General features: G+C 64.2%; 7 protein-coding genes and 3 pseudogenes. 9 read left to right on the top strand and 1 reads right to left on the bottom strand.

Annotated features, from left to right (window positions below; translation table 11 throughout):
• The first annotated feature begins 106 nt into the window (after nt 1-106).
• The 3 genes and pseudogenes from QC826_RS13730 (at nt 107) to QC826_RS13720 (ending at nt 4,563) form a co-directional block, all read left to right on the top strand.
• Nucleotides 107-280 carry a hypothetical protein gene (locus QC826_RS13730; RefSeq protein WP_279766084.1) on the top strand — a complete coding sequence of 58 codons (174 nt, stop codon included), beginning with the start codon at nt 107-109 and terminating at the stop codon, nt 278-280.
• Nucleotides 281-2,944, top strand: a pseudogene (locus QC826_RS13725) (Ig-like domain-containing protein); the annotation flags it as partial.
• Between the two features lie 68 nt (nt 2,945-3,012).
• On the top strand, nt 3,013-4,563 hold the full coding sequence (locus QC826_RS13720; protein ID WP_279766083.1) for a DUF4214 domain-containing protein: 1,551 nt from the start codon (nt 3,013-3,015) through the stop codon (nt 4,561-4,563).
• Between the two features lie 231 nt (nt 4,564-4,794).
• On the opposite strand, the gene QC826_RS13715 is transcribed toward QC826_RS13720, so the two are convergent.
• Nucleotides 4,795-6,255 (bottom strand): efflux transporter outer membrane subunit, encoded by a 1,461-nt coding sequence (locus tag QC826_RS13715; protein ID WP_279766082.1) that lies wholly within the window; start codon nt 6,253-6,255, stop codon nt 4,795-4,797.
• A 101-nt stretch (nt 6,256-6,356) separates the two neighbouring features.
• Between QC826_RS13715 and QC826_RS13710 the strand changes: the two genes are divergently transcribed.
• The 6 genes and pseudogenes from QC826_RS13710 to QC826_RS13685 all read left to right on the top strand — a co-directional run bounded on the left by QC826_RS13710 (nt 6,357) and on the right by QC826_RS13685 (nt 14,174).
• On the top strand, nt 6,357-6,974 hold the full coding sequence (locus QC826_RS13710) for a TetR/AcrR family transcriptional regulator (protein ID WP_279766081.1): 618 nt from the start codon (nt 6,357-6,359) through the stop codon (nt 6,972-6,974).
• Between the two features lie 83 nt (nt 6,975-7,057).
• Nucleotides 7,058-8,174: pseudogene (locus tag QC826_RS13705) on the top strand (efflux RND transporter periplasmic adaptor subunit).
• Nucleotides 8,171-11,258, top strand: a pseudogene (locus QC826_RS13700) (efflux RND transporter permease subunit). Before QC826_RS13705 ends, QC826_RS13700 begins: the two co-directional pseudogenes overlap by 4 nt.
• A gap of 308 nt (nt 11,259-11,566) precedes the next feature.
• The gene (locus tag QC826_RS13695) at nt 11,567-11,938 is read left to right on the top strand and encodes a VOC family protein (RefSeq protein WP_279766080.1); all 372 of its coding nucleotides are present in this window, start codon (nt 11,567-11,569) and stop codon (nt 11,936-11,938) included.
• 112 nt (nt 11,939-12,050) lie between these two features.
• Nucleotides 12,051-12,725 carry a class I SAM-dependent methyltransferase gene (locus tag QC826_RS13690; protein ID WP_279766079.1) on the top strand — a complete coding sequence of 225 codons (675 nt, stop codon included), beginning with the start codon at nt 12,051-12,053 and terminating at the stop codon, nt 12,723-12,725.
• Between the two features lie 18 nt (nt 12,726-12,743).
• Complete coding sequence (locus QC826_RS13685; protein ID WP_279766078.1) at nt 12,744-14,174, top strand: MFS transporter; 1,431 nt, start codon at nt 12,744-12,746, stop codon at nt 14,172-14,174.
• Nucleotides 14,175-14,195: the final 21 nt, after the last annotated feature.

Raw genomic sequence — 14,195 nt, 5'->3', positions numbered from 1 at the left:
GGCGGCCGGACCGAGGCGTGGTTGCGGTTCGCCGAATTCGGCGCCAACCTGCAAATTCTCGTTGATTGGGTATAGTATATTTTCTCGTCGTCTTCGGAGAGAAAAAATGCGCAACGCCACCCATGTTGATAGCCACCGCGAGGTCGTGTTTGTCGATTCCGATATTGAAATATCCAGTTTGCTAGCCACTTCAATTCAAGATCAGGCCGACGTCGTCATGTTGGCCGGCGATGAAAACGGCTTGCAGCAGATGCGCGGCTATTTAATCGGGAGGCACTAACTGAAGGCGATCCACCTGCTATCGCACGGCGCTGCGGGACAGGTGCAAGCCGGCGCCATCCGGCTCGACGCCGATAGCGCCGGCCGCCATGCCGACACCCTGCGCGAGATCGCCGCCAGCCTAACCGATGGCGGCGAGTTCCTGCTGTACGGCTGCGAAGCCGGCGCCGGCGCCGAGGGCGGCGAACTGCTATCGACCCTGTCCCGCATCACCGGGTCCAGGGTCGCCGCCAACAGCCGGCCCACCGGCAGCGCCGAACTCGGCGGCAGCTGGCAACTCGACAGCGGCGCGCTGCCGGTCAGCAGCACCCTGTTGAACGCCCGCAGCATGCGGTCCTTTCACGGGCTCCTGGCCGCGCCGGCGGACGAGAATTACGACGCCAATAGTGGTTACTCCATGACCGCCGATACGTTCACGTTGAACGGGATTAAATACACCATTACGGGTAGTAATAGCGGGAACTACACGAATATCGTCACCAATAATTCCGGAATTTCAACTTTGGGGAATAACGCCGGCGACTATTTCTTATGCTTCGATTTGGCCGGCGCATTCGGCATCAGCAGCATTAAGATCGAAGCGGCGGATGGCGGCGCCTTCCGCATGGCGTCCCTGAGTTACGACATGGCGGCCGACACCACCGTCAGCTTCACCCCCGGCGGCAGCGGCAGCGCGGTCACCATTACCTCCAATGGCGCCCTGACCGGCGCGCAGAGCCAGTCCTTCGGCAGCGCTTTCGAGAATATCACCTACTTCACGGTAAGCGGGGGCAACCTGACCTTGTTCCTCGACGATCTCGATTTCGAGGCCGCCGTCGTCGCCGGGCCGTCGGTCTCCTCGATCGCCCGCGTCGGCACCGCGCTGAGCAATGGCAGCAGCGTCAGCTACACCGTCACCTTCAGCGAATCGGTCACCGGCGTCGACGCCAGCGACTTCGCGCTGACGGCGACCGGCAGCGCCGCCGGCACGGTGGCGTCGGTGAGCGGCAGCGGCAGCACCTACACCGTGACCGTCGACAGCGCCAGCGGCGACGGCACGCTGCGGCTGGACCTGAACGGCAGCGGCACCGGCATCCAGAACGGCGCCAGCGCCGCGATCACCGGCGGCTACACCAGCGGCCAGACCTTCACGCTGGACCACACGGCGCCGTCGACGCCCGCCGCCCCGGCGATGAGCAGCGGCACCGACACCGGCAGCTCCAACAGCGACGCCATCACCAGCAGCGCCAACCCGGTGTTCGGCGGCACCGTCGAGGCGAACGCCACGGTCACCTTGTACGACACCGACGGCACCACCGTGCTGGGCAGCGCCAGCGCCGATGGCGCCGGCGTCTATTCGATCACCAGTTCCACCCTCGCCGAGGGCAGCCACGACATCACCGTGAAGGTGAGCGACGCCGCCGGCAACGTGTCGTCCCGCTCGTCCGTCCTGGCGGTTTCCCGCGACACGGTCGGACCGACCGCGCTGGCACTGGCCAGCACCACCGTCAACATCGCCGCCGCCACCAACGGCGCGACCGTGACCACGGCGTCCGCCACCGACGCCACCAGCATCAGCTACTCCTTCGCGACGGGCAACGGCGTCATCGACGCGGACAATGCCAAGTTCAGCTTCAGCGGCGACGCGCTGGTGGCGGCGCAGACCCTGGCCGCCGGCGCCTACCATATCTACGTCAAGGCCACCGACGCCGCCGGCAACGACGCCTTCCAGTTCTTCGTCATCGACGTGGTCGACGCGCCCAGCGTCAGCTCCGTCGTGCGCGCCGCCAGCGCGTCGGCCAGCGTGCCGACGGCCGCCACGGCGATCGACTACACCGTCACCTTCAGTCAATCGGTGACGGGCGTCGACATCGGCGATTTCGGCTTGTCCACCAGCGGCAACGCCAGCGGCAGCATCGCCGCCATCAGCGGCAGCGGCAGCACCTACACCGTGACCGTGAACGCCGTCAGCGGCGACGGCACGCTGCGGCTGGACCTGAACGCCAGCGGCACCGGCATCCAGAACGGCTCGGCCGTCGCCATCGCCGGCGGCTACACCAGCGGCCAGACCTTCACGCTGGACCACACGGCGCCGTCCGCGCCGTCCGCGCCGGCCATGACGAGCGGCACCGACAGCGGCAGCTCCAACAGCGACGCCATCACCAGCAGCACGACGCCGGTGTTCACCGGTAGCGGCGAGGCCAACAGCACCGTGCGGCTGTACGACAGCGACGGCACGACGCTGTTGGGCACGGCCACCGCCGACGGTTCGGGCAACTGGAGCATCACCAGCAGCACGCTGACGGCCGGCAGCCACAGCCTGACCGTCAAACAGACCGACGCCGCCGGCAACGTCTCGGCCGCCAGCGCCGCCCTGGCGGTGCTGATCGACGCCAGCGCCGCCGCCCCGGCGGCGCCCGTGCTGGCCGCCGCCAGCGACAGCGGCAGCCTCGGCGACGGCGTCACCAAGCACGCCACGCCGACCATCACCGGCACGGCCGAGGCCAACGCCACCGTCAGGCTGTACGACACCGATGGCACTACCGTGCTGGGCACGGCCAGCGCCGACGGTGCCGGCGCCTGGAGCATCGTGGCGAGCACCTTGGGGGAGGGCGGCCACACGCTGACCGTCAAGCAGACCGATACGGCCGGCAACGTGTCGGCCGCCAGCGCCGGCCTGGCGCTGACCATCGACACCCTGTTGCCGCCGGCGCCGGGCATGCCGGCCCTGGCCAGCGCCAGCGACAGCGGGCCTTGGGCGACGGCACCACCAACTTCGCGGCGCCGCTCATCACCGGCAGCGCCAGCGCCAACGCCACGGTCAAGCTGTACGACAGCGACGGCGCCACCGTGCTGGGCACCGCCACGGCGGACGGCGCCGGCAACTGGAGCATCACCAGCAGCACGCTGGCGCTTGGCGCGCATACCTTGACGGCCAGGCAAACCGACCTAGCCGGCAACGTTTCGGCGGCCGGCGAAGCGCTGGCGCTGACCATCCTGGCGCCGCCGGAACCGCCCGCCACCACGGTCGACGGCGTGGCGGTGACGCAGCAGCCGGTGGTCCTGCCGGACGGGGGCAGCGGCACGCAGATCGTGGTGCCCATCGTCACCAGCGAGCGGCCCGAGTCGAGCGGTAGCAGCGGCGTGGCCGACATTCCCCTGGTCAGCAACAGCGGCGGCAATCTGTTGCTGGCCCAGGTGGCGACGGGCTTTGGCTTGACCGCCACCGGCGGCGCCAGCGAGCCGGCCGGCAATTCGCTTGAACGCCTGATCAAGTCCATCGTCGCGGCCACGCCGGATCATCCCGCCGGCGACCAGGGCCACCTGACCGGCAACGGCGTTTCCTTCCTGAGCCAGCTGGCGGCCACCGTGCCCTTGCTGGTGCAAACCATCGTGCCGACCAGCGGCGCGACGGCGCCCAGCGGCACGCTGACGCTGACCGGCACCAGCAGCAACAGCCAGCATACGGCGCTGGTGATCGACGCCAGTCACCTCGCGCCCGGCAGCTCCTTGCTTCTGAAATCGGTGGACTTTGCGGCCATAGTGGGCAGCGCTGTCGTGAGCGGCAGCACCGACGGGCAGATTTTGACAGGCGACGCCGCCAGCCAACAGTTCATCGTGCCGAGCGGCGGCGGCGGCGCGGTGTTTGCGGGCGGCGGCAGCGATATCCTGAGATATACCTCGCCGCCGGCTGGCGCGGGCGGCGCGCCGCAGGCCAGGGCGGCAGCGCTGCCGGCCGGCACCACGGTCCTGCACGGCGGCCTGGGAGACGACAACGCCGTCTTCAATGGCGCCAGTTCGGACTACACGGTGGAAGACCATGGCGGTTTTGTGCTTGTCACCGCCAAGACCCAGCCGACGCAACACGCCCTGGTCCTGAATGTCGAGACCTTGAAATTCAGCGATACCACGGTTGCCGTGCAAAGCCCCGCCTCGCTGGCGGCCATCACTGGGCTCTACCACGATGTGTTGGGCCGCCAAGCCGACCATCTGGGAGCCGAATTCTGGGCCGCGAAGGCGGCGAACGGCGCCAGCCTGGGGGAAATCGCCCTGGGCATCATCAGTTCGACGGAATCGCAGAGTCTGCATCCCATGCAGTTCAACGGCAATAGCGCGCACGATGTCGAACTCTTGTACCAGGCCATCTTCAGCCGCCACAGCGACAGCGGCGGCCTGGCGTTCTGGATCGATTACATGGCGACCGGTGCCACGCTGGCGCAGGTGGCGCAGGGCTTCCTGGCTTCGGACGAAATGACGCTGCATAAAATAGGCGTGCAGAACTGGGACTTCTTGATGTCCACCTGAAGAAGTGCTGGCGCGGTGCTGTTTCCAGGCCAGAAAATCAGCCCAGGCAGTGGACCCGCCGCGCACCCGCCGCGACTCGCACGATCCCGGCGTTGGTCAACTGATCACTCAGGCGCTACGCGGCGGCAGCCGCCGCAGGCTTCCAGCCCAAGGAGGCGGCGACTGCGGATGGAAACATCTTATGACAAATCCATGCATGCCGGGGCGCAGCCGTTTGCGCCCGCAGCGGGCCTACTTACCCGCCAGCATTTGGGATTCACGGGGTTGCCATCCACCGCCGAGCGCCTTGAAGGCGGCGACGGCGGAGCGTGCGGATTCGGCTTGCGCTTGCGCCCACCTATCGGAGGCGCGTAGCAAGCTCTCATCGGCTTGCAACACGTCGATAAGGGGGACGACCCCTTTCCGATATGCGGCAAACGAGGCTCCCCTCGCGCGCCCGAGCGAATCGACTGCCTGGGCAAGCAAGCTGGCCTGATCCTCGCGCTTTACCAGAGTGGAGAACGTGTTTTCCACCTCTTCGGTGGCGCGCAGCGCCGCCAGCCGATAGGCCGCCAACGCCTCAGCCTCCTGGCCCTTGGCCAGATCAATCTGTGCATCGATGCGGCCGAAGTCAAACAGGCGCCAACGCAGCCCCAGTGCGGCGGAGGCCTGGCTGGCGCCACCGGTGAACAGTGAGCCAGCGGATACGGAGGTCGCACTGCCGATGAGGCCGCTAAATGAGAGCTTGGGGTAATACTCGGCGATGGCCATCCCAACGCGCGCGCTCGACGCCGCCAGGCGGCGTTCTGCGATAATCAGGTCCGGCCGGCGTCTGAGCAAATCGCCGGGCGATCCGCTTGAGGCGATCCGTGGCGCCAGCGGGATGGCCCCATGCAGCGCCAGCTCCTCCCGGTGCGTGCCCGGTGGCGTACCCAGCATCACGTCCAGCGCGTTCTTGGCTGTGTCCAGCCCCGCTTCAAGGGCCGGTATCGATGCGCGCACCTGGGCCAGCGCACCCTCGACCTGCCGCACCTGCAGTTCGGCCGCCAGCCCCTTGCCATGCAGCAGATTGAGCATCGAGAGCAACTCCTGCTGCGTCGCCACTTGCTTGCGAGCTATGTCGATCCGGTTTTGCAGTGCGCGGACGCTGATGTAAATGTCGGCGGTCTGCGCCGCCACCGCCAATCGAGTCGCCGCCACTCCGGCTGCGGAAGCCTGATACTCGGCCAGCGCCGCTTCCCGGCCCCGGCGCAAGCCACCGAAGACGTCCAATTCCCAGCCCGCGCCGAGATTCGCCTCGTAGGTGTTGCCGTAGCGATCATAATTTGCCTGTGAATTCATTACCTGTCCCAGCGGGGTTTCAACCGACTGGTAGGCGCGCGCGCCCTGGGCGTTGATGCTGCCGGACGGGAGCAGGGCGGCGTTTGCCGCCCCCATCCCCGCGCGTGCTTGGGCGAGGCGGGCGGACGCCTGCGCGAGATCGAGGTTCTGCTCCAGCGCCGCCGTGACAAAGCGGGTCAGTTGCGCATCGCCGAAGCCACCCCACCAAGCGATCAGATCGGCGGTGCTGGCGGCTTGGCGTCGCTCGACGGCGCTCTGGCCCAGATAACGGTCCGGCATCGGGGCGGCCGGTCGAATATAATCGGGCCCGACCGCGCAAGCCGCTAAGAGGCTAGTGGCGGCAAGCATGAAGAGAGTGCGTTTAGGTGGCATGGGGCATCTTCCGCGAAGTAAAAGGAATAGGTATTCGAGTGACTATATCACCATATCGTCACTCGTTGTGAAAATTTGGAACTAGGGGTAAGCTGTCCGACATGAATAAAACAACCACTCACCCGGGACCATCCCGAGGTCCGGTCGATCACGAAGTGCGCGATCAAATCATTGCCGCAGCTACCGGCCACTTCCGTCTGTACGGCTACGAGAAGACCACCGTCTCCGATCTTGCGAAGGCCATCGGCTTCTCCAAGGCCTATATCTACAAGTTTTTCGAGTCCAAACAGGCGATCGGGGAACTGATTTGCGCCAATTGCCTGCGCCAGATCGAGATGGACGTCAAAGCGGCCATAGACGGGATCGACCGTCCCCCGGAGAAGCTGCGGCGCATGTTCAAGGCGGTCGTCGACGCCAGCCTTCGCCTTTTTTTCGACGACCGCAAGCTCTATGACATCGCGGCTTCGGCCGCCATTGGGCGTTGGGCGGCGGTAGGCGTTTTCGAGGGGCGCATCCAGGCCATGCTGCAAGACATTCTGCGCCAGGGACGGGAGTCGGAGGACTTCGAGCGCAAGACCCCGCTCGATGAGACGGCGTCGGCGATCTATCTGGTCATGCGCCCATACCTTAACCCTCTGCTGTTGCAATACAGCCTGGACCACACCGACGCGGCACCAGCCCAACTATCGAGCTTGGTGCTGCGCAGCTTGTCGCGATAAGCACATCAAATCATTGGTGACTGTTGACAATATAAGTCACCAGTCCCAAAATGGAATCCTGTTTAGTTCTTTATGGGATTCCTATGCTCGGCCGCCGCTTCGTTTTTTCCGCTGTCATGTCCGCCCTGCCGCTTGCGCTTGTCGCCTGCGCGGATAAGACCCCATCCGATCCCCGCGACGACGCGCCGCTGGTTCGCGCCGCCACCATTGAGGGGGCCGGCGCCTTCGTCTCGCGCAGCTTCAGCGGCATCGTCGCGGCCCGGGTGCAAAGCGATCTGGCTTTCCGGGCCCCGGCAAGGTGCTGGAACGCTTGGTCGACGCCGGCCAGAGCGTCAAACGCGGACAGGCGCTGATGCGCATCGATCCGGTCGATCTGAAACTGGCCGCCAACGCCCAACAGGAGACCGTCGCCGCCGCGCGCGCCCGCGCCCGCCAGAGCGCCGACGAAGAAGCGCGCTACCGCGACCTGCGCGGCACCGGCGCGATCTCGGCATCGGCCTACGACCAGGTCAAGGCCGCGGCCGATGCCGCCAAAGCCCAACTCAACGCTGCCGAATCGCAGGCCGAGGTGGCCCGCAACGCGAGTCGCTACGGCGAACTGCTGGCCGACGCCGATGGCGTGGTCATGGAAACGCTGGTCGAACCGGGCCAGGTCGTCGCCGCCGGGCAGGTCGTGGTGCGCGTGGCCCGTGCCGGCCAGCGCGAGGCCATCATCCAGTTGCCGGAAACCCTGCGCCCCACGCTCGGTTCCACCGGCCAGGCCACGCTGTTCGGCAGGGAAGCCGCCCCCGTTGCCGCCAAGTTGCGCCAACTATCCGGCGCCGCCGACCGGCAAACACGCACCTTCGAGGCGCGCTACGTGCTCGACGGCGAACTGGCCGGCGCGCCGCTGGGGGCCACGGTAACGATCCGGATACCGGATGGACAAGCCGGCACGCCAGGCGCTTTGTCGGTGCCGATCGGCGCCCTGTTCGATGACGGCAGCCCGGTGTCTGGCTGATACAGGGGACACCGGCCAAGGTGAGCTGGCGGCCGGTGACGATCCAACGGATGGGCGACGACAGCGCACGCATCGCCGGCCAACTGAAACAAGGGGACCGGATCGTCGCGCTCGGCGCGCATCTGCTGCGTGAGGGCGAGCCGGTGCGGCTGGCCGGCCAGCCGGCCGCCGCAGCCACGACCGCGGGAGCGCGGCCATGAGCGAAGGTCGTTTCAACCTGTCGGCGCTGGCCGTGCGCGAGCGCGCCGTGACCCTGTTCCTGATCTGCCTGGTCACCTTGGCCGGCATCGTCTCCTTCCTTAAACTGGGGAGGGCGGGAAGACCCCGCGTTCACGGTCAAGGTGATGACCGTCGTCACCGCCTGGCCCGGCGCCACGTCCCGTGAAATGCAGGATCAGGTCGCCGAGAAGCTGGAAAAGCGGCTGCAGGAACTGCGCTTCTATGAGCGCGCCGAAACCTACACACGTCCCGGGCTGGCCTTCACCACACTGACTTTGCTCGACAGCACGCCGCCCAGCGAAGTAGCGGAACAGTTCTACCAGGCACGCAAGAAAGTCGGGGACGAGGCCGGCAAGCTGCCGGCGGGTGTGATCGGACCGATGGTCAACGACGAATACGCGGACGTCACCTTCGCCCTGTTCGCGCTCAAGGCCAAGGGCCAACCGCAACGCCTGCTGGTGCGCGACGCCGAACATCTGCGCCAGCGCCTGCTGCACGTGCCCGGCGTCAAAAAGGTCAACATCGTCGGCGAGCAGCCCGAACGCATTTTTGTCGAGTTCTCGCATGAGCGCCTGGCCACCCTGGGCATCAGCCCGCAGGAGGTGTTCGCGGCACTCAACGCTCAAAACGTGCTGACGCCGGCCGGCTCGGTGGAAACCAAGGGACCCTCGCTGTTCCTCCGCCTCGACGGCGCCGCCGACGAACTGCAGAAAATCCGCGACACCCCGGTCGTGGCCCAGGGCCGCAGCGTGAAACTGGCCGACATCGCCACCGTCAAGCGCGGCTATGAAGACCCGGCCACGTTCATGATCCGCAACGGCGGAGAGCCGGCCCTGCTGCTGGGCATCATTATGCGCGACGGCTGGAACGGTCTAGACCTCGGCAAGGCGCTGGACATGGAAGTCGGCATGATCAACGCGGACATGCCGCTGGGTATGGCGCTGACCAAGGTCACCGACCAGGCCGTCAATATCAGCTCGGCGGTCGATGAGTTCATGGTCAAGTTCTTTGTCGCGCTGTTGGTGGTGATGGTGGTGTGTTTCGCCAGCATGGGCTGGCGCGTCGGCATCGTGGTGGCGGCGGCCGTGCCGCTGACCCTGGCGGTGGTGTTCATCGTCATGGCCGCGAGCGGCAAGAACTTCGACCGTATCACGCTGGGCTCGCTGATCCTCGGACTCGGCCTGCTGGTGGACGACGCCATTATCGCCATCGAAATGATGGTGGTGAAGATGGAGGAGGGCTACGGCCGCATCGCCGCATCGGCCTACGCCTGGAGCCACACCGCCGCGCCCATGCTCTCGGGCACCTTGGTCACGGCGGTCGGTTTCATGCCGAACGGCTTCGCCCGCTCCACCGCCGGCGAGTACACCAGCAATATGTTCTGGATCGTCGGCATTGCGCTGATCGCCTCCTGGGTGGTGGCGGTGGTATTCACGCCCTACCTGGGTGTGAAGATGCTGCCCGAACTCAAACAGGTCGAGGGCGGCCACGAGAGCCTGTACGACACGCCCCGCTACAACCGTTTCCGCCGGGTCCTGGCGCGCGTCATCGCGCGCAAATGGCTGGTGGCCGGCACGGTAATCGCACTGTTCGTGCTGTCCGTGCTGGCCATGGGCATGGTCAAGAAGCAGTTTTTCCCGATCTCCGACCGTCCCGAAGTGCTGGTCGAGGTACAGCTGCCATATGGCACCTCCATCGCACAGACCAACAGCAGCGCCGCCAAGGTCGAGGCCTGGTTGGCCAAACAGCCGGAGGCGAAGATCGTCACCGCCTATGTCGGCCAGGGCGCGCCGCGCTTCTATCTGGCGATGGGGCCGGAACTGCCCGACCCATCGTTCGCCAAGATCGTCGTGCGCACCGACAACCAAGACGAGCGCGAGGCGCTGAAACACCGGCTGCGCAAGGCGATCGCCGACGGTCTCGCCCCGGAGGCGCGCGTGCGCGTCACCCAGCTCGTGTTCGGTCCGTACTCGCCTTTCCCGGTCGCCTACCGCATCAGCGGACCTGACCCGCAGATGTTGCGCGGCATCGCCGCCGAAGTGCAGCAGATCATGAACGCCAGCCCGATGATGCGTACCGTCAATAACGATTGGGGCACGCGCACGCCGGCCTTGCACTTCACCCTGCAGCAGGACCGCCTGCAAGCCGTCGGCCTGAGCTCGAGCGCCGTGGCGCAACAACTGCAATTCCTGCTCAGCGGCGTGCCGCTGACGGCCGTGCGCGAAGATATCCGTACCGTGCAGGTGATGGCCCGTTCGGCCGGTGAACTGCGGCTCGACCCGGCCAGGATCGCCGACTTCACGCTGACCGGCGCCAACGGCCAGCGCATCCCCCTTTCGCAAGTGGGCGAGGTCGACGTGCGCGCCGAGGAGCCGATCATGCGCCGGCGCGACCGCATGCCGACCATCACCGTGCGCGGCGACATCGCCGAAGGCTTGCAGCCGCCGGACGTGTCGGCGGCCATGACACAACAACTCAAGTCGATCAAGGACAAGCTTCCAGCCGGTTACCGCCTGGACGAGGCCGGCTCTATCGAGGAGTCGGGGAAGGCGATGGCAGCGATGTTGCCGCTGTTTCCGATCATGCTGGCGGTCACTTTGCTGATTCTGATCTTCCAGGTGCGCTCGATCTCGGCGATGGTCATGGTGTTCTTGACCAGCCCCCTGGGACTGATCGGCGTGGTGCCGACCTTGCTGCTGTTCGCGCAGCCGTTCGGCATCAACGCGCTCGTCGGCCTGATCGCGCTGTCGGGCATCCTGATGCGCAACACCTTGATCCTGATCGGCCAGATCCACCACAACGAACGGGCCGGATTGGCCCCGTTCCAGGCGGTGGTCGAGGCCACAGTGCAGCGCGCCCGGCCGGTGCTGCTCACCGCAATGGCGGCGATCCTGGCCTTCATCCCGCTGACCCATTCGGTGTTTTGGGGCACGCTGGCCTACACCCTGATCGGCGGCACCTTCGCCGGCACGATACTGACCCTGGTGTTCCTGCCGGCGATGTATTCGATCTGGTTCAAGATCCGGCGGCCATCGCCGAGTGTAGCCGCGGCGGCAAGGGAATGACCGCCACGCCGTTCGCCGCGCCACCTGTCGCATCCGAACGATCTGGCGTTGCTGGTCAAGGGGACGGGGCAGGCCGACGCGGGCGCCGCGCGATGGTAGCTCTACGCCAGAGTATTTGATGGCAAAACTAACAAGAATCAATTTGTTAACGTTTACTTTAAGTAATGATTGACCATAATGCAAGCTTGTGACAATATGAAATCGAGCCGGGTCATTCGGAGGTGAATGACTACGCCGAGCTTCGTTCGCTTATGCGCCTTTTGCATGGTCGTTTCCGGCATTGGGCAACACTTACAAGGAGTTTCACGATGGCACTGTCACCAAAACCAAATCTTCAGCTGGTCTACGTAGCTGATATTGAACGTTCCACCACTTTTTATAAAACCATCTTTAACGCGGAGCCGATTTTCGCGAGCCCCCGTTACGTGGCCTTTTCCGCTGGCGGAGAGGCCTTGTTCGGCATCTGGACCGGCGGTTCGACACCCGATGTGAAAGCGCCGAGATTCTCCGAGATCGGCATCATGCTGCCATCCGGCAAAGATGTGCAGAGCCTCTACGATCTGTGGAAACAGAACAAGGACATCAACATCACGCGCGAGCCATACACGGAGGTCTTTGGCCTGACCTTCCTCGTCGAAGACCCGGACGGCCATATCATCCGCGTCTGCCCGCTGGATTGATTTCCGGCAGCATTCCTCCTCGTTGTTGCAGATAACTTCGCGAAACAGAGATCGTGAGGAGACTCACCTTCTCTAGCTTCTTTAGCTTGCCGATGTGATAAAGGAAATTTGAATGAGCGAATACGATAGAGCCGATTTCAATGGCTTGTATAAGGGACAACCCCTCATTGAGAGTGCCAAGATTACAGATGTGCCGTGGGAGATAGGCGCACCGCAGCCCTTCGTTTGTGAAATTCTGGACGGTACGCCCCCAGGCCGCCTGCTGGACGTGGGGTGCGGGCTCGGACGCAATGCCAAGGCAGCCCGCGATCGAGGTTATGCCGTTATCGCGTTCGACAATTCCTCCGCCGCCATTGAGCGGTGCAAGGAAAGCTACGCCGGCACGGGAATACAGTTCCACACCCTCGACGCGTGCGATACGCAGCTCGCACCGGGCTTCGATCTCATTTTGGATTCGGCCGTCTATCACGCGATACCTGCCGAGAAGCGCCTCGACTACCTGAAAGAAATGTATCGACTGGCATCGGAAAACACGGTGTTCCACTTGATCGCTTTCGCACCGTCGCTGTTCGGCATGCCAAAGCCGCTCGCCAGCGAATTGTCCGACATCGCCAGCACGGCGGAATCTGCCGGGTGGAAGATTAAGCTCGCCGAGCGCATCGAGTATAAGGGAAACGCCGCCGCCATCGCGGAATTCCAGAAAAAGAAGGGCTTGAACATTCAGATTGACGAGGATGGACGGACCAGATTGCCGGCTTGGCATCTCATCCTCCAGGTCAATATCTGACGAAGAATAGGAAATAAAATGCTGAAAAAATACGCCCCATTTGCTGGCCTTTGCCTCGGCTTCTTTATCGTGATGATGGACATGACGACTGTACCGCTCATGTACACGACGCTCATGGATGTGTTCCAGGTTAGCCCGGCCAAGGTGGCCTGGGTCAACAACATCTACCTCATCTGCTACGCCGCCTTCCTTCTTTTCGGCGGACGGCTCGGCGATTTCACGAACCGGAAGAACATCGTCCTGATCGCATTCTTGCTCATTGGCGTAGGCGCTGGCGTCAGCGGCGCGGGGCAAAGCTTCGAGGGCGTAATTCTCGGCCGCGCACTGATGGGTGTGGGGGCGGGGTTGTTGACGCCACAAAGCATGGCCTATATCTCCATCCTTTTTGCCAAGGGCGGGCGAGGGGCGGCGCTTGGCGCCTGGGGCGCGATCGCGGGTATCGCTACCGCGACCGGTCCCGTGATAACACAGCTATTCCTCAGCGCCGCGGATTGGCGCTGGGTCATGTGGATCAACATCCCCTTTGCGCTTGCCGGATTTCTCATCGTCGCCTGGCGTTTGCCTAACGACCCAGGAAAAGGCATAGTTTTCTTGGATACTTTCGTGGCCGCCGTGTATGGCATTTGCATGGCTGGAGTAATTGTTGGAGTTCAACTTATTACTGCCGCCGGCGCAACGACGGCACTGGGTGTCAGCCTGCTTGTTGTAGGTGCTAGCGCCATCGCTATTCTCATCCGGAACGAGGTGAGGAATCGTCGCGGCTATATCCTGTCGGCGGATCTATGGCTGGATAGCGCATTTCTCAAAACATGCTTGATTTCCGGCGGTCTTGGGATCGGTGTGATCGGCTTCTATCTCCCATTGGCGTTCCTGCTGGACGTGCGCATGAATTTCGGGCCGGTTAGCACCAGCATCGTCATGGTCACTGTCGCCTTGTCGAATGCCTTGGTCGGCCCGTTCGCCGGCAATCTGTCCGATCGCATGGAGCCGAAAAAAATCGTCAGATGCGGGATGATCCTGTTCGCTGTGGCCAACATTCTACTCGGCGTGATCGGCGTATTTTTGCCAGGAGGCACTTTGGCCCTGATCGCGCTTTGCGCGGCGATGGTTGTTGCCGGGGCGGGCACGGGCTTGGCTTTCCCTCCCTTGGCCAATCTCGCGTTGGGCCGGGCTCGACCAGAAAGCGCGGGCAGAGCCGCCGCATTCTTCAACTCGACACGCCAAGTATTAAGCGCGTTCGGTGCGGTGGCGGTCGCGATAATCTTCGATTTGTCGATGCGACTGCAACTCGGCCGCGATCTCGATATCACGGCATCGACACTTCACGATGCATCGGCCGCCACGGCATATTCAGCCCTGGCTTGCTTCTTGTTTATCGCTTTGTGCTTGATCTCGACCTCTTACATGGCGCGCAGCGAGAGCCCGGAGCTTATTCCAGCGAAACTATAATAACATAACCTAGAGACTTTG

It is taken from the genome of Rugamonas sp. DEMB1 (assembly GCF_029834475.1).
GTDB classification, from domain to species: Bacteria; Pseudomonadota; Gammaproteobacteria; order Burkholderiales; family Burkholderiaceae_D; genus Rugamonas; species Rugamonas rubra.
This window is presented reverse-complemented; position numbering and strand designations above follow the sequence as displayed.

Coding starts and splice junctions, on each gene's coding strand:
- QC826_RS13730 (WP_279766084.1), top strand. CDS start 107: ATGCGCAACGCCACCCATGTTGATAGCCACCGCGAGGTCGTGTTTGTC.
- QC826_RS13715 (WP_279766082.1), bottom strand. CDS start 6,255: ATGCCACCTAAACGCACTCTCTTCATGCTTGCCGCCACTAGCCTCTTA.
- QC826_RS13710 (WP_279766081.1), top strand. CDS start 6,357: ATGAATAAAACAACCACTCACCCGGGACCATCCCGAGGTCCGGTCGAT.
- QC826_RS13695 (WP_279766080.1), top strand. CDS start 11,567: ATGGCACTGTCACCAAAACCAAATCTTCAGCTGGTCTACGTAGCTGAT.
- QC826_RS13690 (WP_279766079.1), top strand. CDS start 12,051: ATGAGCGAATACGATAGAGCCGATTTCAATGGCTTGTATAAGGGACAA.
- QC826_RS13685 (WP_279766078.1), top strand. CDS start 12,744: ATGCTGAAAAAATACGCCCCATTTGCTGGCCTTTGCCTCGGCTTCTTT.